The 16,093-nt window shown below is 71.9% G+C and carries 18 protein-coding genes; 11 read left to right on the top strand and 7 right to left on the bottom strand.

Translation table 11 applies throughout. From position 1 onward, the window contains the following. Positions 1-70: 70 nt before the first annotated feature. The 3 genes from ABT004_RS15920 (at position 71) to ABT004_RS15910 (ending at position 3,378) form a co-directional block, all read left to right on the top strand. On the top strand, positions 71-742 hold the full coding sequence (locus ABT004_RS15920) for a class II aldolase/adducin family protein (protein ID WP_351336522.1): 672 nt from the start codon (positions 71-73) through the stop codon (positions 740-742). Positions 743-790: 48 nt separating this feature from the next. Further along, positions 791-1,918, top strand: coding sequence for an alpha/beta hydrolase (locus ABT004_RS15915; protein ID WP_351336520.1), 1,128 nt, complete (start codon positions 791-793; stop codon positions 1,916-1,918). A 68-nt stretch (positions 1,919-1,986) separates the two neighbouring features. Continuing rightward, the gene (locus ABT004_RS15910) at positions 1,987-3,378 is read left to right on the top strand and encodes a hypothetical protein (protein ID WP_351336517.1); all 1,392 of its coding nucleotides are present in this window, start codon (positions 1,987-1,989) and stop codon (positions 3,376-3,378) included. An 18-nt stretch (positions 3,379-3,396) separates the two neighbouring features. On the opposite strand, the gene ypfJ is transcribed toward ABT004_RS15910, so the two are convergent. Then, positions 3,397-4,284: a KPN_02809 family neutral zinc metallopeptidase gene (ypfJ, locus tag ABT004_RS15905; protein ID WP_351336556.1), complete on the bottom strand. Its 888-nt coding sequence runs from the start codon at positions 4,282-4,284 to the stop codon at positions 3,397-3,399. 223 nt (positions 4,285-4,507) lie between these two features. On the opposite strand from ypfJ, the gene ABT004_RS15900 reads away from it, so the two are divergent. The 3 genes from ABT004_RS15900 (at position 4,508) to ABT004_RS15890 (ending at position 7,632) form a co-directional block, all read left to right on the top strand. After that, positions 4,508-6,106, top strand: coding sequence for an ABC-F family ATP-binding cassette domain-containing protein (locus tag ABT004_RS15900; protein ID WP_351336514.1), 1,599 nt, complete (start codon positions 4,508-4,510; stop codon positions 6,104-6,106). Positions 6,107-6,500: 394 nt separating this feature from the next. Then, on the top strand, positions 6,501-6,722 hold the full coding sequence (locus tag ABT004_RS15895) for a helix-turn-helix domain-containing protein (protein ID WP_009337982.1): 222 nt from the start codon (positions 6,501-6,503) through the stop codon (positions 6,720-6,722). A gap of 118 nt (positions 6,723-6,840) precedes the next feature. Beyond that, positions 6,841-7,632, top strand: a complete 792-nt coding sequence (locus ABT004_RS15890) for an enoyl-CoA hydratase/isomerase family protein (RefSeq protein ID WP_351336512.1) — start codon at positions 6,841-6,843, stop codon at positions 7,630-7,632. Between the two features lie 127 nt (positions 7,633-7,759). Here the strand turns inward: ABT004_RS15890 and ABT004_RS15885 are convergent, their stop codons facing one another. Beyond that, positions 7,760-8,509, bottom strand: coding sequence for a nucleopolyhedrovirus P10 family protein (locus tag ABT004_RS15885; protein WP_351336509.1), 750 nt, complete (start codon positions 8,507-8,509; stop codon positions 7,760-7,762). A gap of 107 nt (positions 8,510-8,616) precedes the next feature. Between ABT004_RS15885 and ABT004_RS15880 the strand changes: the two genes are divergently transcribed. From ABT004_RS15880 to amaP, 5 genes are read left to right on the top strand one after another with little or no spacing between them, the layout of a single operon-like run. Further along, positions 8,617-9,087, top strand: coding sequence for an Asp23/Gls24 family envelope stress response protein (locus ABT004_RS15880; RefSeq protein WP_351336506.1), 471 nt, complete (start codon positions 8,617-8,619; stop codon positions 9,085-9,087). Between the two features lie 43 nt (positions 9,088-9,130). Continuing rightward, on the top strand, positions 9,131-9,316 hold the full coding sequence (locus ABT004_RS15875) for a hypothetical protein (RefSeq protein ID WP_351336504.1): 186 nt from the start codon (positions 9,131-9,133) through the stop codon (positions 9,314-9,316). 3 nt (positions 9,317-9,319) lie between these two features. Continuing rightward, complete coding sequence (locus tag ABT004_RS15870; protein ID WP_351336502.1) at positions 9,320-9,664, top strand: Asp23/Gls24 family envelope stress response protein; 345 nt, start codon at positions 9,320-9,322, stop codon at positions 9,662-9,664. Continuing rightward, a complete protein-coding gene (locus ABT004_RS15865) occupies positions 9,661-10,317 on the top strand; it encodes a DUF6286 domain-containing protein (RefSeq protein ID WP_351336499.1) in 657 nt (218 codons plus the stop codon). Before ABT004_RS15870 ends, ABT004_RS15865 begins: the two co-directional genes overlap by 4 nt. Beyond that, positions 10,314-10,901, top strand: coding sequence for an alkaline shock response membrane anchor protein AmaP (gene amaP, locus ABT004_RS15860; RefSeq protein ID WP_351336497.1), 588 nt, complete (start codon positions 10,314-10,316; stop codon positions 10,899-10,901). Before ABT004_RS15865 ends, amaP begins: the two co-directional genes overlap by 4 nt. A 134-nt stretch (positions 10,902-11,035) precedes the next feature. Here amaP and ABT004_RS15855 read toward each other — a convergent pair whose 3' ends face one another. From ABT004_RS15855 to ABT004_RS15835, 5 genes are all read right to left on the bottom strand, one after another. Further along, a complete protein-coding gene (locus tag ABT004_RS15855; protein WP_351336494.1) occupies positions 11,036-11,791 on the bottom strand; it encodes an SDR family oxidoreductase in 756 nt (251 codons plus the stop codon). 4 nt (positions 11,792-11,795) lie between these two features. Continuing rightward, positions 11,796-13,607: a glycoside hydrolase family 15 protein gene (locus ABT004_RS15850; protein ID WP_351336491.1), complete on the bottom strand. Its 1,812-nt coding sequence runs from the start codon at positions 13,605-13,607 to the stop codon at positions 11,796-11,798. A 100-nt stretch (positions 13,608-13,707) separates the two neighbouring features. After that, entirely contained in the window at positions 13,708-14,502 is a 795-nt protein-coding gene (locus tag ABT004_RS15845) for an SURF1 family cytochrome oxidase biogenesis protein (RefSeq protein ID WP_351336489.1), read from the bottom strand. A 77-nt stretch (positions 14,503-14,579) separates the two neighbouring features. Continuing rightward, positions 14,580-14,813, bottom strand: a complete 234-nt coding sequence (locus ABT004_RS15840; RefSeq protein WP_351336486.1) for a metallothionein — start codon at positions 14,811-14,813, stop codon at positions 14,580-14,582. A 291-nt stretch (positions 14,814-15,104) separates the two neighbouring features. Next, entirely contained in the window at positions 15,105-16,091 is a 987-nt protein-coding gene (locus ABT004_RS15835; RefSeq protein WP_351336484.1) for a DEDDh family exonuclease, read from the bottom strand. Positions 16,092-16,093: the final 2 nt, after the last annotated feature.

The raw sequence follows: 16,093 nt of genomic DNA, 5'->3' as shown, positions 1-16,093 counted from the left end.
ATTCCGGAGGGTCGGGTTCCGTGCCGATCGCCACCTGTCACCACGTCAAACGGCTGACAGGATGCGCGCCATGACACAGCTTCAGGAACTCGGGGCGGCATGGCAGGACGTGGTGGCGACGGCCCGCCGGACAGTGGTCGACGGCCTGGTCGTCGGGACCTCGGGCAATGTCTCGGCGCGGGTCGGCGACACCGTGCTCGTGACCCCGACCGGCGTCCCGTACGAGGAACTCGGCCCGGACGATCTCGTCGCCGTGGGCCTCGACGGCGAGCGGCGGGCCGGCACCCTGAAGCCGACCAGCGAGCTCCCCATGCACCTCGCCGTCTACCGGCACACCGACGCCCGCGCCGTCGTGCACACCCACGCCGTGCACGCCACCGCGGTCTCCACGCTCGTGCCGGAACTCCCGCCCGTGCACTACATGACGGCGGCGCTCGGCGGCCCCGTCCGGGTCGCCCCTTATGCCACGTACGGAACCCGAGAGTTGGCCGAGAACATGCTGCTCGCGCTGGCCGACCGCACGGGATGTCTGCTCCAGAACCACGGAGCCCTCACTTACGGAAGCACCCTCGCCGCCGCCTACGACCGCACCGCCCAACTGGAGTGGATGTGCCGCCTGTGGCTCACCGCCCACTCGGTCCCCGGCCTGACCCCGTCGCTGCTGACCGGGGAGCAGCTGCGCGAGGTGGGGGAGCGGCTGAGCGGGTACGGGCAGCGGGGGTCGACCGAAACGTCACCCTGAATCGTCGTCCCACTGGCCGGGGCGGGCGCGGGCCCCGACACTGGACGGGTGCGCACCGCCAACGCGACGGCCGCTGCCGTCACCGCCGTCATAGGGGCCTCGGCCGCCGCCATCGCCGTGGGCCGGCTGGCCAGCGACGCCGCGCTCAAGGCGCCCGCAGGCCGCCCGCTGCCCACCGAGCCGAGACTCACCGTGCACGCCACCGCCGCGGGCCAGGTCACCCTGACCCGCGCCCTGGCCTCGCTGCGCCCCGGTACGTACGGGTTGCAGGGCGACGGGTACCACGCGGTGGTCGGACCGGTCGTCGAATCGGCCACGACCTCCGCCGACACCGTCGTACGCCGCCTGGAGCGGGTCACCCACGGCACCCTGGAACCCGGCGCCAAGGCCTGGCTCACGCCCCAGGTGCACATCGGTGACCCCAAGGCCGCGCTCGGCCTCGACCACGCGGACGTCGACGTGCCGGGTGAACTCGGCGCGCTGCCCGCCTGGTTCGTGCCCGGGACCCGGGACACGTGGGTGATCACCGTGCACGGCCTCGGCACCACCCGCGAACACCCCATGAACCTCATGGGGTTCCTGCACCACCACCAGTTCCCGGTGCTCGACCTCGCCTACCGCGGCGACCTCGGCGCGCCCCGCTCCCCGGACGGCCTCGGCCACCTCGGCGAGACGGAGTGGCGCGACCTCGACGCGGCGATCCGCTACGCCGTGCGGTACGGCGCCCGCGACGTCATCGTGCTCGGCTTCTCGACGGGCGCCGCGATGGCCCTGCACGCCGCCGCCCACTCGGCGCTGCGGGACCGCGTCAAGGGCCTGGTCCTGGACTCGCCGGTGCTCAGCTGGGAGACGACGCTGCGCGCCCTGGCCCGCGCCCGCCGCACCCCGGGCCCGCTGCTCCCGCTCGCGGTCCGCGCCGCTCAGGGGCGCACGGGCCTGAGCGGCGACCGCCTCGCGCAGGTCGCGGACCCCCGCGCCCTCAAGGTCCCCACGCTCCTGGTCCACGGCCCCGGCGACGAGGTCTCCCCGTGGGCGCTCTCCCGCCGCCTGGCGGACCGCCGCCCGGACCTGGTGACCCTCCACGAGGTGGACGAGGCCCCGCACAACGCGATGTGGAACGCGGACGCGAAGGGCTACGAGGAGGCGCTGAGAAGGTTCCTGACGCCGTTGATGTAGCCGTTGATGCAACGGCTCCGGCGGTCGCCCGTTTGGGAATTGGCGGGTCAACCGAGAGACTGCCCTTCGTGACGTCCCGTACCCCGCGCGACTCCCGGCTCCGACTCGTCAGCCCGCGCCGCCAGCCCCTGGCCGCCCCGACCCCGCGGCCGGTCGCCGCACGCCGTCCGGCACCCCGCCCACCGGAGGGCACGCCACCACCCGCCGAGCTCGCCCGCGCCGCGCGCCGCGACCTCGCCGCCGCCGTCCGCGTGGCCCGCTGGGCGGACACCAGGATCGGCCCCGGCAATGACATGGCGGCCCGCGACGGCAAGGGCACGCTCTCCGACGTGACCGCTCTGCGTGCCGCGGACGAGCTGGGGCTGACGGTCGATCAGGTCCGTGCGGACTGGGACACGGCCCGCCTCGCGGGACTCGTCGAGGTGCACGGAGCCAGTGCCCGGCCCGGCTGGCGGCTGCGTGCCTGGGACCGCGACGACACTGCCGTGCTGCGCGGCTGGGTCGCCCTGTTCGACGCCTGGTCGCTGGTCCACCCGGCGCCCGACGACCTGGGCCCCGCCGCGGTGGCCGAGGTCGTCGAGGCGGTGCCGCAGTTGCTGAGCTTCCTGCAGCTGATGGCGGACCGGGTCGCCGCGGCCCAGCTCCTGGACCTCCTCGACCAGCGCGTCACGGAACTGCGCACGGAACGCTGCGAAATCCCCTTCGGGCCCCAGCCGGAACCGACCTCTCCGCAGGACACCCCGCTCCTTCCGCTGCTTGAGTGGTCCCTGAGCGGTCTCGCCGCCGTGGGCGCGCTCACGTACGACGACGGGCACGCCGCGCTCACCCCGCTGGGCAGCTGGGCGGTGTGGGTCAAGCTGGAGCAGATCTGCGTCGCCGCCCAGTCCCCGGCCGGGAACATCGAGGTGTCCGCCGAGGACATGCTGCGCGGCTGCGCGCGGCTGCGCCCGAAGGCGGCGCGCGACGAGTACCGGGCCTGGCTCGCCGCCCGCGACATCGGCACCGCCGTCACCGACCTCCTCGACGCCGCCCGCGGCGAGGACGCCCTGCTGCGTGGCCTCGCCTTCGAGGCGCTGCGGGTCGTCGGCGCCCCCGCCGAGCCCGAGGTCCGCCGCGCCGCCGGCGACCCGCATCTGCGCCCCTACGCCCTGCTGTGGCTCGCCGAGTACGAGGGCGCCGACCCCGAGGACGTGCACACGGTGCTCAGCCGGGAGGAGGCGACGTGGCTGTGGGTGGACACCGCCGCGGCGGTCGCCGACCACGGCGAAGCTCCCCTCCTCGTACGGCACTTGGAGGCCGCGGTGCAGCCGACGGTGCCGGCGCTGATCGAGGAGGTGCGCGCGGTCGGGCACCCGCGCACGGTGCAGGTGCTCGTCGCGCTCGCGGCCGCGCACCCCGACCCGGCCCTCGCGAAGGCGGTCCGCAGGGCGGCCTTTCAGGTGCACACGGGCGGGGCGTAGGACGTCAGCGGCCCGTGCTCACCGGAAGGTGTTGCACTGGGCCATGTCGCCGCTCTCGAATCCCCGGTAGAACCACTGCTGGCGCTGCGCGGCCGAGCCGTGTGTCCACGTTTCCGGCGTCACCCGGCCCTGGTACCGCTCCTGGATCCGGTCGTCGCCGACCGCCGCCGCGGCGTCCAGGCCGTCGCGGATGTCCGCGTCGGTCAGGCTCGTGATCAGCGGCCTGCCGGTGGACTCGGTGGGCGTGCGCGTCGCGTGCCGCGCCCATACGCCCCCGTAGCAGTCCGCCTGCAGCTCGACCTTCACCGCGTTGCTGTTCTCGCCCGTACGCCCGTCCTGGGAGCGGGTCAGGGTGCCCATCAGGTTCTGCACGTGGTGTCCGTACTCGTGCGCCACGACGTACGCCTGCGCGAAGGGTCCGCCGCTCGAACCGAACTTCGTCCGCAGCTCGTCGAAGAAGCCGAGGTCGAGATAGACCCGCCGGTCGCCGGGGCAGTAGAAGGGGCCGACCGAAGAGGTCGCCGAGCCGCACGCGGTGGCGACCTGGTTGGTGAAGAACACCGTCGAGGCGGGCGTGTACGTGGCGCTTCTGCGCCCGAACTCCGCGCTCCAGAAATCCTGCACGCTGTTGACCACCGCGACCGTCCGGCAGTCCTGCCTGCTGTTCGCGTCCGAGCCCGTGCGGCACTGCTCCTGGACCTGCGCCTCGCTGGACATCTGCGCGGCCGGGGCACCGGTGGTCCCGTCGGAGAGCCCGAACTGGTCCGTGCCGAAGAGCAGCCCGAGGACGAGCGCGATGACCCCCGCGAAACCGCCCCCCATGGCCGCTCTCCCACCGGGAAGCCGGCTGCCGCGCACGTCCTGGACCTCGGAGGTGTCCAGACGCGCGTCGTCGTCGAACTGCATGCGCACCGCCTTCTCGCCGGTAATCGACCCCCTCATCCTGGTACGCCCCTGGTCAGCGGCGCCGGATCCGAGGGCCGAACGGGGGACGGGGCACGCCTGGGAAAAGCGTTTGCACGGCACCGGTAAACTGGTTCGTATGACGTTCCTTCTCTGGGTGCATTAGCGGCGCTGATTGGCCCCCGCCCTGTCAACCAGCCGTTAATCCTGTCCTGGAGTACTTCCCTTGATCACCGCATCCGGCATCGAACTGCGCGCGGGCGCGCGCATGCTCATCGAGAACGCCAACTTTCGTATCGCCAAGGGCGACCGCATCGGCCTGGTCGGCCGTAACGGAGCGGGCAAGACGACCCTCACGAAGTGCCTGGCCGGCGAGGGCATCCCGGCCGGCGGCACCATCAGCCGCTCCGGCGAGGTCGGCTACCTCCCGCAGGACCCGCGCACCGGCGACCTCGACGTGCTGGCCCGCGACCGCATCCTCTCGGCGCGCGGTCTGGACACCCTGATCCGCAAGATGCGCGAGAACGAGCAGCGCATCGCGACCGGCTCGGGCGCCACACAGGCCAAGGCCCTGCGGCAGTACGAGCGCCAGGAGACGGAGTTCCTCACCAAGGGCGGGTACGCCGCCGAGGCCGAGGCCGCCACCATCGCCGCCGCGCTGAACCTCCCCGACCGTGTGCTGGGCCAGCCCCTGCACACGCTCTCCGGCGGTCAGCGGCGCCGTATCGAGCTGGCCCGCATCCTCTTCTCGGACGCGGACACGTTGCTCCTCGACGAGCCCACGAACCACCTGGACGCGGACTCGATCGTCTGGCTGCGCGACTACCTCAAGACGTACAGCGGCGGCTTCATCGTGATCTCCCACGATGTCGAGCTGATGGAGACGGTCGTCAACAAGGTCTTCTACCTGGACGCCAACCGCTCCCAGATCGACGTCTACAACATGGGCTGGAAGCTTTACCAGCAGCAGCGCGAGGACGACGAGAAGCGCCGCAAGCGCGAGCGGCAGAACGCCGAGAAGAAGGCCTCCACGCTGCACGCGCAGGCCGACAAGATGCGCGCCAAGGCCACCAAGACGGTCGCCGCGCAGAACATGGCCAAGCGCGCCGACAAGCTCCTCGCCGGCCTCGAAGAGGTCCGCCAGTCCGACAAGGTCGCCAAGCTGCGCTTCCCCGAGCCCTCACCGTGCGGCAAGACGCCGCTCATGGCCGAGGGTCTGTCGAAGTCGTACGGCTCCCTGGAGATCTTCACGGACGTCGACCTGGCCATCGACAAGGGCTCGCGCGTCGTCATCCTCGGCCTCAACGGCGCGGGCAAGACGACCCTGCTCAAGCTCCTCGGCGGCGCGGAGAAGCCCGACACGGGGCAGGTCATCGAGGGCCACGGCCTCAAGCTCGGCTACTACGCGCAGGAGCACGAGACCCTCGACCCGGAGCGCACGGTCCTGGAGAACATGCGCTCCGCGGCCCCCGACCTGGACCTGATCCAGGTGCGCAAGACGCTCGGCTCGTTCCTGTTCTCGGGCGACGACGTCGACAAGCCGGCCGGGGTCCTCTCCGGCGGCGAGAAGACCCGCCTGGCGCTCGCCACGCTCGTCGTGTCGTCCGCGAACGTGCTGCTCCTCGACGAGCCCACGAACAACCTCGACCCGGCCAGCCGCGAGGAGATCCTCGGCGCGCTGCGCACCTACAAGGGCGCCGTCGTCCTCGTCACGCACGACGAGGGCGCGGTGGACGCCCTGCAGCCGGAGCGGATCATTCTGCTTCCGGACGGAATCGAGGACCTGTGGGGCCAGACGTACGCGGATCTCGTGGCACTCGCATGATCCATCCGGTGATCGGCTCGGTGATCCACTGGGTGGTCGACTCGGCGGTCACCGGCTGATCCATTGAATGATCCACTCCATCTGGATCATTCGGCCGATCCGTGATCCTTCATCTGGGTGAGATCGCCTCGTACCCAGGTGTGTCGTGCACGGAATTCGGGGCCGCGTCGTCCATGGCGCCCTTGCGGCGCCTGGGCCGTGGCTGACCTGCCACTTCTTTCGCGGAGGCGTTTTTCAGGGCCTCGAAACCTCGCCGGAATTCCGGATTCCACTCGTGTGGATCCCTGTCGCGCCCGCAATTGGGGGTCCATGGACCTTGCCGAATGGGTGGCCAGGAAGCCCGCAAGGGGTGATCATGGGAAATCCAGAGCGCACTTCCCACGAGGAGGCACGGGTGGCCGAGACTCTGAAGAAGGGCAGCCGGGTAACCGGCGCCGCGCGCGACAAGCTCGCGGCAGACCTGAAGAAAAAGTACGACTCCGGTGCGAGCATTCGGGCATTGGCCGAGGAGACCGGCCGCTCGTATGGGTTCGTGCATCGGATGCTGAGTGAATCCGGGGTCACGCTGCGGGGTCGCGGCGGGGCCACGCGAGGCAAGAAGGCCACGTCGGCCTGACCCTCGCAGGGTTCGTTCGGCTCACTGGGCTCCAACTGACCACCCGGTCGGTCCGCTGTCCGGCCGGGTGGTTACTGTGCAGTCACTTACGTACGGCTGCGCAGACCCGGAGGCCCAGATGAACCTGCCCGCACCGCTGCTCGACAAGGACGGCGTCCGGCTCACCGTCGACGATGCGATCGCCACGGTCAGCCTGACCAACCCGGACAAGCGCAACGTCCAGAGCCCCGCTCTGTGGCGGGCGTTGTGCGAGGCCGGGCGTACCCTGCCGGGGTCCGTGCGGGTCGTCGTGGTGCGCGGTGAGGGCAAGTCATTCTCCGCGGGCCTCGACCGTCGGGCCTTCACGCCCGAGGGCTTCGACGGCGAGCCGTCCTTCCTCGACCTGGCGCGCGGCGACGACGACGTCCTCGACGCGACGATCGCCGAGTACCAGGACGCGTTCACCTGGCTGCGGCGCAGCGACATCCTGTCCGTCGCCGCGGTACAGGGGCATGCCATCGGGGCCGGGTTCCAGCTCGCCCTCTCCTGCGATCTGCGCGTCGTCGCCGACGACGTGCAGTTCTCCATGCGCGAGACCAGCCTCGGCCTGGTGCCGGACCTGACGGGCACGCATCCGCTCGTCTCGCTGGTCGGCTACGCGCGCGCCCTCGAAATCTGCGTCACCGGGCGCTACGTCCACGCGGACGAGGCCGTACGCAGCGGCCTGGCCAACGTGTCGGTCCCCGCGGGCGAGCTCGCGGACGCGACGCAGGACCTGGTCGCGGCCCTCGTCGCCGCGCCCCGCGACGCCGTCATCGAGACGAAGGCCCTGCTCCAGGGTGCGGCCGACCGCACCCTTGACGCCCAGCGCACGGCAGAGCGAGCATCCCAGTCCCGCCGCCTCCGCGCCCTGGCGGGCATCGGCGACTGACGCCCGTCAGCGTTTCATTCCAGCCCGCCCGCCGTTTCATTCCAGCCCGTCCGGCGTTTGAGGACAGGGGGTCTGGGGGCGTAGCCCCCAGAGACGGGAAGGGAAGGGAAGGGGCGGCGGGGGCGAGCTACGCCGTGATCTCCGTGACCAGCACCGCGACGGTGGGCCCGTCCGGCAGGGCCTTGGCCACCGCCCGGCGGACCGCCCCGGTCACCTCGATGGGTCGAACGCCCACCGCCACCGCCACCTCCACCCGCACATGCCGCCGCGGCAACGCCCCCTCACCGGCCCGCTCCTCAATGTGGACCGCACGACCCAGCCCCCCGAGCGCCCCGGTCAACCGCGCCACCCCCGGCACCGCGAGGGCGGCCTCGGCGGCACGCCCCGCGTCCCCGGAGGAGGCCGGCTTCGAGTCGCCGGGCCCCGGTGGCTCCTCGAGGGAACCGGTATCCCGATCCCCATCCGCGTCCGCCACCCGATCGGCCTCATCGAGCAGCGCCGTGACCTGAAGGTCGACCTCCGACACCACCAGCCCGACCCACTCCGCCGCCCCGGCAAGCGCCTCCCTCAGCCGATCGGCGGCAACCGGCAACGGTTCGTCCGCCGTCGCCGCACACTCCGCCGTGAGCCGCAACGGCCCCGCCGGCAGCGCGCTCGGCGGGGCCGGCACCGCGGGCTCCGCCGCCGTGTCGGGGTCGGCGAGACCGAGCCGCAGCGCACCGAGACGTACCCCGCTCAGCCCTTGAACCGCACGGCGCAGCGCCTGCGCCGCCGCCGGCTCCGCGAGCCACGCGCCGTCCTGCGGACCGCCGAGCGGCAGCAGTCTGCCGAGCCCCAGCTGCGTACGCACTGCCTCTGTCCATCGATCAGCCGTCATTGCCCCAGGCTGCCCCATACCGAGCGCGCCTTCCTGTTGCTGGACCTAATGTGGGCAAAAGAAGGCAGCACACCACCGAGATCCCACCTCACCGAGGGGACGGCCCGATGAGTGACACCGCGCAGAAGCCGGGCGAGACGCCCGGTTCGGCCGCAGCCAGGACCAATGTGACCAAGCGGGCCGGCGGCGACCCCGCCGGCCGTGGGCGGACGACCATCGCCGACGGCGTCGTCGAGAAGATCGCGGGCCTCGCGGCACGCGACGTCGAGGGCGTCCATGCCATGGGCAGCGGCCTCTCCCGCACGTTCGGCGCGGTGCGCGACCGGGTCCCCGGCGGCGCCAAGTCCGTGTCGCGCGGGGTGAAGGCCGAGGTCGGCGAGGTACAGACGGCGCTCGATCTGGAGATCGTCGTCGAGTACGGCGTGTCGATCGCGGACACCGCGCGCGCCGTCCGGGAGAACGTGATCGTCGCCGTCGAGCGCATGACCGGGCTCGAGGTCGTCGAGGTCAACATCGCCGTCAGCGACGTGAAGCTGCCGGACGAGGAGGACGAAGAGCCGGAGTCACGGCTCCAATGACATCCGTCGCCGTAGCTACGGGCTTCCCTAGGAGGAGCGCACGATGAACCTGGCCGTGGTCGGCATGATCGCCGGCATGGCCCTCGGATTCGCCGGATACTTCGGCGGTTTCGGGGCCTTCCTGCTGGTGGCGGCGCTCGGCGCCATCGGTTTCGTCGCAGGCCGGTTCCTGGAAGGGGACCTGGAATTCGGCGAGTTCTTCCGTTCGCGCGGCGATCGGCGGGGGTGACCGATGTCGGCTCAGGTCGCGCCGACCGAGCGCGGCGCGACCCGGATCGCCGACCGGGTCGTCGCGAAGATCGCCGCGCACGCGGCACGAGAGGCACTGATGCGGATCCCCGAGGACGGGGCGGCGCCGGGCGCCACGGTCACCGTGCGGCAGGGCAGCGCGCGGGTCCGGATCAGCATTGAGCTGGAGTATCCGACGGACATCGGTCGGCAGTGCGGTGCCGTGCGTCGTCAAGTCTCGCAGCGGGTAAGGGAGTTGGCGGGAATGGAAGTGCCCGAGGTGGCCGTCCAGGTCGAGCGGCTGCACTCGGCGCACACGCGTGGAACGGACCGGGGGAGGATCCGATGAGCGAACCCACCCGGCCGATTCCGGTGGTCGAGCGGGACGGAAGCAGCGAGCTCGACCAGTCGGCGTCCGCCGCCTCGTACGAACCGCACCCCACGCTGGAGAGCGAGCCGAAGGCGAGCCGTTTCTGGTCGGGTCGGCGCGTCCCGGCGGCGCTCGTGGCGCTGGTGCTCCTGGCCGCCGTCGGGCTGCTGCTCTACGACGTGGCCGCGGTGCGGGCGGGGCGCGACGCGATGGGGTGGCGGCAGACGCTCGCGGACGAGCTCTCCACGCGGCCCCTCGACGACACCGCCGTCCTCATCGGCGCGGGTGTCGCGGCCGCGCTCGGCCTGTGGCTGATCGTGCTCGCGGTGACGCCCGGACTGCGCTCCCTGCTGCCGATGCGCCGCACGCACCCCGAGGTCCGCGCGGTGCTGCACCGGGACGCCGCCGCGATGGTGCTGCGCGACCGGGCCATGGAGGTGTCGGGCGTGCAGTCCGTACGCGTACGTATGAAGCGCTCCAAGGTGGACGTGCGGGCGCTCTCGCACTTCCGTGAACTCGACGACGTACGGGCCGACTTGGACGCCACGCTCGGCGACGGGATCAAGGAGCTGGGGCTCGGCAAGGCGCCGGGCCTCGCCGTGCGTGTCGCACGGCCGGGGAAGAAGGGATGAGCGGCGTGCTCAGGACCGTCAACCGGATCGTGCTCGGCCTGCTGGGGCTCGTTCTCGCACTCGGCGGCGGCTCGGTGCTCGCCGTCGGGCTCGGCGTGCAGCCGCCGTCGTGGTGGATCCACGACGGCCGGGACGACGTGCTGGTCAGCGATGCCGACCGGGCGCGCTGGCACGACGAGGGCTGGTTCTGGCCGACGGTGATCGCCGTGCTCGGCGTCGTCGTGCTGCTCGCCCTGTGGTGGCTGATGGCGCAGCTACGGCGCCGCAGGCTCGCCGAGGTGCTGGTCGACAGCGGTGACGGCGAGGGGGCGCTGCTGCGGGGCCGGGCCCTGGAGAACGTCCTCGCGAGCGGCGCGGAGTCCCTGGACGGGGTCGACCGGGCCGGCGTGCGGCTGACCGGCCGCCGCTCCACTCCGCAGGCCCGCGCGACCCTCACCCTGGAGCCGCACGCGGTTCCCGGCGAGGCGCTGCGCCTGCTGAGCGAGGACTCCCTGAGGCAGGCGAGGGACTCGGCGGGCCTGACGGAACTCCCGACGGAGGTCCGGCTGCGGGCGGTCAAGCACCGTGCGGAGCGGGTGAGTTGAGCATATTCAGCCCGCGCGACGATTGAGGACGGGCCGAAGCCCCGTGCATTCGGCGGCAAAGGGCGGGATCCATTTCAAGCCCGCTCTGGGACGAGAGGCACACGAGCCCGAAGGGCGATCCCTACGGCCAGCCGTCAGAACCCGTGCCGGAAACCCCCGTCCACCGGCAGCATCACACCGGTGAGGTAGGACGCGGCGGGTGACAGGAAGAACGCCGCCGTCCGCCCGAACTCCTCCGGAGTCCCGTACCGCCGCAGCGGGATCCGGGACTCCTGCGCCGTCCGGGCCGCCTCCGGATCCGCCGCCATCCCGTCCAGCTCGCGCACCCGGTCCGTGTCGATGCGGGCGGGCAGCAGCCCCACGACACGAATGCCGCGCGGCCCCAGCTCGTCCGCGAGGGACTTGGCGAAACCGGCGAGCCCGGGCCGCAGCCCGTTCGAGATCGTCAGTCCGGGGATCGGCTCGTGCACGGAGCCGGAGAGCACGAACCCGATGACGCCGCCCTCGTGCAGTTGCGCCGCGGCCGCCCGGGCTAGCCGCACCGCCCCGAGGAACACGGACTCGAACGCGGCGGTCCACTGCTCGTCCGTGTTGTCGGCGACGAAGCCGGGCGCGGGCCCGCCGACGCTCACCAGGATCCCGTCGAAGGAGCCGAACTGCTCGCGGGCCGCCCGGATCAGCTGCTCCGCGACGTCCGGGTCGGAGTTGTCGGCGGCGACGCCGTACGCGTTCGGTCCGAGCGCGGCCGCCGCCTCCTTGGCCGTCTGCTCGTCGCGCCCGCTGATGACGACCTTCGCGCCGTCGGCGACCAGCTCGCGCGCGGCCGCGTTGCCGAGGCCCCGCGTCGCGCCGGTGACTACGTACACACGGTTCTTCAGTCCAAGATCCATGCTCCTATCCTCCCTCTCCCTCGGACGGCGTGCCGAACAGGGTCAGCGCCGTGCCCACGAGGCCGATGTGACTGAACGCCTGCGGGAAGTTGCCGAGCAGGCGGCCCGCCACGGGGTCGTACTCCTCGGCGAGCAGCCCCACATCGTTGCGCAGCGCCATGAGTCGTTCGAACAGCTCGCGCGCCTCCTTCGTGCGCCCCGTCATGTGCAGCGCGTCCGCGAGCCAGAACGAGCAGACCAGGAACGCGCCCTCCTGGCCGGGCAGCCCGTCCACGACGGTCTCGTCGGTGCTGTAGCGGCGCAGCAGGCCCTGGTACGACAGCTCGTCGCGGACCGCGTCGACCGTGCCGACCACGCGCGGGTCGTCCGGCGGCAGAAAGCCGACGCGGGGCAGGAGCAGGAGCGACGCGTCGAGTGCGGACGAGCCGTAGTACTGGGTGAACGTGCCGCGCTCCGCGTCGTAGCCGCGCTCGCACACGTCCCGGTGGACGGCGTCGCGCAGCTTGCGCAGCCGGTCGATGTCGCCGGGCAGCTCCGGGTCGTCCTCCATGGCGCGCACGGTGCGGTCGGCGGCGACCCACACCATCACCTTCGAGTGCACGAAGTGCCGGCGCGGCCCGCGCACCTCCCACAGCCCTTCGTCGGGCTCGCGCCACGCCTCCTCCAGGAAGTCGAGCAGCGCCAACTGCAGCCGCCAGGCGTGCGGTTGGGCCTGCAGGCCCTCGCGGCGGGCGAGCGCGAGGGAGTCGACGACCTCGCCGTACACGTCCAGCTGGAGCTGATGGGCGGCGTCGTTGCCCGCGCGTACGGGGCGGGAGTCGCGGTAGCCGCTCAGCCAGCCGAGCTCCTGCTCGGGAAGGCGCCGCTCGCCCGCGAGGCCGTACATGATCTGCAGGTCGGCCGGGTCGCCCGCGGCGGCCCGCAGTAGCCAGTCGCGCCAGGCCTCGGCCTCGTCGAGATAGCCGGCGGAGAGCAGCGCGCCGAGCGTCAGCGTCGAATCGCGCAGCCAGCAGTACCGGTAGTCCCAGTTCCGTACGCCGCCGATCTCCTCGGGGAGCGAGGAGGTGGGGGCGGCGACGATGCCGCCGGTCGGCGCGAAGATGAGGGCCTTCAGCGTGAGGAGGGAGCGGAGCACGGCCTCCCGGTGCGGCCCTTGGTAGCGGCAGCGGTCCGCCCACGCACGCCAGTCCTCCAGGCTGTGCCGCAGCGACTCGTGCGGGTCGATCTGGGGTGGGCGCTTCTCGTGCGAGGGATGCCACGTCAGGACGAAGGCGACGGTCTCGCCGGCCTCGACCGTGAACTCCGAGTGGGTACCGAAGTCCTCGCCCCACGTGTGGACGTCCGGTTCGCTGCGCAGCCACGCCGAGTCCGGTCCCGCGACGGCGACCCGGTGCCCGTCGGAGCGGCGCATCCACGGCACGACGGAGCCGTAGTCGAAGCGCAGGCGCAGCGTGCCGCGCATCGTGACGCGTCCGCTGAGGCCCTCGACGATGCGGACGACGTCCGGGGCCTCGTCGCGCTGCGGCATGAAGTCGGTGACGCGGACGCTGCCGTCCGGCGTCTCCCACTCGGTGTCGAGCACGAGGGAGCCGGGGCGGTACGCGCGCGTGGTGCGGTGTTCGGCAACTTCGGCCCCTTCGGGTGCTTTGGGGGCGAGCCGCCAGTGACCGTTCTCCTCGCCGCCGAGCAGCGCGGCGAAACAGGCGGGGGAGTCGAAGCGGGGCAGGCACAGCCAGTCGATCGACCCGTCCCTGCCGACGAGCGCGGCGGTCTGGTGGTCACCGATGAGGGCGTAATCCTCGATATGTGGGCGCACACGACATGGGTTCCCCGTGAGAGGCGGGGTGCTGCATGTGAATTTCTGTCGCGTCCTGTATGCCGTGCCCTGCGTGCCGCGCTCTGTGTGCCGGTCCGTTTCAGCCGACGGCGGCAGGCGTCTCGGCCTCGGCCGTGGACGCCTCTTCCTTACGGCGACGCTCCCGCAGCTCGCGACGCACCAGCACCACCCAGCCCACGGGCACCGCGGCGGCGAACAGCCACCATTGGATCGCGTACGCGTAGTTCAGTGCGGAGTCCTCTTTGCCGGGGGCTCCGACCAGTTCGGGGGTGGACCCCTTCGGGTCGGGCGCGGTCTGGGCGACGTAGCCGCCGAGCACCGTCTTCCCGAGGCGCTCGGCCTCCTGCTTGCTGTTGATCAGCATGACCTGTCGGTCGGGCAGGTCCTTGATGTCCTTGATGCCGCTGGCCTCGGTCGTCTCATTGGGCATCAGACGGCCGGTGACGGTGGTCTCGCCGCGCGGCGGGGCGGGGACCCTCGGGAAGGAGGTCTGCGCCCCGTTCGCCGGGATCCAGCCGCGGTTGACCAGCAGGACCTTGCCGTCCTTCAGGATGAACGGGGTCAGGATGTGATAGCCGACCTCTTCGTTCGTGTTGACGCGGCGCCGCACCACGAGCTCGTCCGCGGTGTCGTAGCGGCCCGTCGCGGTCACCGAGCGGTACCGCTCATTGCTGGTGACGGTGTGGTCGACGGACGCCAGGTCCTCCACGGGGACGGGCTTCGCGTTGAGCGCGTCGGTGACCAGCTGGTTCCTGGCGTCGCGCTCGTGGTAGCGGTCCATCTGCCAGATGCCCAGCCGGATCATCGTGGGGATGAGAACGAGGGCGACCAGGGTGAGGATCACCCACTGCCGGGTCAACAGGAAGCGGTACACCCCACGACCGTACAGCGGCGGGCATGGGGTGCTTTCAGTGGGGTGCGCCCGATTGGGGCGGGCGTGTTCCGGAGGGCTCAGGCGTTGTCGACGATGCCCACCTTCCCTTCCGCGCGGGAGCAGTGCGCCCCGCAGAACCAGTGCCCGTCGACCTCGACGCCCTGCCCGATGATGCGGCACCGGCAGTGCTCGCAGATCGGCGCCATGCGGTGGATGGCGCAGCTGAAGCAGTCGAAGACGTGCACCGCGCCTTGCGCGTGCACCTCGAAGGACATGCCGTAGTCGTTTCCGCAGACTTCGCAACGTGCCATGCGCCACAGGGTGGGCGTCCGAGGCCGCGCCGGGCGAGCGGTCGCGGGGCGAGTCGCCCCGCGTTCACCCGTCTGCCAGGGGCCGGTGGCCTAGGGACTGTCGTTTGGGTCAGGCCGGGCTCGCGGGGTCTGGCACGCACGCTCGCTGCGTTGTCGTCGGTCGACGACTTCCCCAAGCTCTCGGCTTCGCTCGAGCAGGGGAGGCCCCATTCGCGTCGCCTCCCTCCTCCGCCTTGCGATCGCACGCACCAGCCCCCGCTCCCTGATCCGGCCTGACCCAAACGACAGTCCCTACGCGCCGTCCGCCGGTGTGACGTCCTGCAACAGCTGTCCGAACGCCGCCTCGTCCATGACCGGCGTCCCGAACTGCTTCGCCTTCACGACCTTCGAGGTGTACGAGTCCGGGTCATTGGTCACGAGGAGGCTGGTGAGCCGGGACAGGCTCGTCGCGACATGGAGGCCCGCTTCGGCCGCCCGGTCCTCCAGGAGTTCACGGTCGACCGAGGTGTCCCCGGAGAACGCCACCCGCATGCCCTGCTTGAGCTGCCGGCCCGGCTCGTAGCGCCCCGGGTTCGGGTACGGGCAGGCGGGGCGCTTGCGCGAGGCGCGCCAGGTGCCCCCGCCGCCTCTCGCGTAGGAGGAGGACCCGGGCTGACGCGGCACCGACGCCTCCGACCACTCGGTGAGCGGGCGGCATTCGAGCAGCGGCAGCCGCACGTTCCCCGCCGCGGCCGTGCGCAGGCTCGGGCGGAACGCCTCCGCGAGCACGCGCGCGTCGTCCAGCGCGTTGTGCGCGTGCTCCTGTATGACGCCGAAGTGCGCCGCGAGGGACTCCAGCTTGTGGTTGGGCAGCGGCAGGCCCAGCTCCTTGGAGAGCGCGATGGTGCACAGGCGCTGGCGGACCGGGGCGGTGCGCTGTGCGCGCGCGTACTCACGGGCGATCATCGACCAGTCGAAGACCGCGTTGTGCGCGACCAGGACGCGGTTGTCGAGGCGGGCGGCGAACTCCTCGGCGATGTCCGGGAACAGCGGCGCGGCCGTGAGCACGTCCGTCGTCAGGCCGTGGATCCACACGGGCCCGGGGTCGCGCTCCGGGTTGACCAGCGTGTACCAGTGGTCCTCGACATCGCCCCGCGCGTCCAGGCGGTAGACGGCGGCGGAGATGATCCGGTCGTCCCGGGACAGGCCGGTGGTCTCCACGTCGACGACCGCGTATCCCTTTGGATACGCGGCCGGCCAGGAGGCTGCGGACGCTGCGGTCGGATGGTCTTCGAGCATGG

This window comes from Streptomyces sp. NPDC002790 (assembly GCF_040295505.1).
In the GTDB taxonomy this organism is placed as follows: domain Bacteria; phylum Actinomycetota; class Actinomycetes; order Streptomycetales; family Streptomycetaceae; genus Streptomyces.
The sequence above is the reverse complement of the archived record's forward strand: the minus strand, read 5'-3'. Positions and strand labels throughout refer to the sequence as shown.

Bases quoted from the DNA above. Each gene is read 5' to 3' on its own strand.
- ABT004_RS15890 (WP_351336512.1), top strand. From the start codon at position 6,841: ATGAACCTGCCCGCACCGCTGCTCGACAAGGACGGCGTCCGGCTCACC.
- ABT004_RS15880 (WP_351336506.1), top strand. From the start codon at position 8,617: ATGAGTGACACCGCGCAGAAGCCGGGCGAGACGCCCGGTTCGGCCGCA.
- ABT004_RS15835 (WP_351336484.1), bottom strand. From the start codon at position 16,091: ATGCTCGAAGACCATCCGACCGCAGCGTCCGCAGCCTCCTGGCCGGCC.
- ypfJ (WP_351336556.1), bottom strand. From the start codon at position 4,284: ATGCAGTTCGACGACGACGCGCGTCTGGACACCTCCGAGGTCCAGGAC.
- ABT004_RS15865 (WP_351336499.1), top strand. From the start codon at position 9,661: ATGAGCGAACCCACCCGGCCGATTCCGGTGGTCGAGCGGGACGGAAGC.
- amaP (WP_351336497.1), top strand. From the start codon at position 10,314: ATGAGCGGCGTGCTCAGGACCGTCAACCGGATCGTGCTCGGCCTGCTG.
- ABT004_RS15870 (WP_351336502.1), top strand. From the start codon at position 9,320: ATGTCGGCTCAGGTCGCGCCGACCGAGCGCGGCGCGACCCGGATCGCC.
- ABT004_RS15875 (WP_351336504.1), top strand. From the start codon at position 9,131: ATGAACCTGGCCGTGGTCGGCATGATCGCCGGCATGGCCCTCGGATTC.
- ABT004_RS15885 (WP_351336509.1), bottom strand. From the start codon at position 8,509: ATGACGGCTGATCGATGGACAGAGGCAGTGCGTACGCAGCTGGGGCTC.
- ABT004_RS15855 (WP_351336494.1), bottom strand. From the start codon at position 11,791: ATGGATCTTGGACTGAAGAACCGTGTGTACGTAGTCACCGGCGCGACG.
- ABT004_RS15840 (WP_351336486.1), bottom strand. From the start codon at position 14,813: ATGGCACGTTGCGAAGTCTGCGGAAACGACTACGGCATGTCCTTCGAG.
- ABT004_RS15920 (WP_351336522.1), top strand. From the start codon at position 71: ATGACACAGCTTCAGGAACTCGGGGCGGCATGGCAGGACGTGGTGGCG.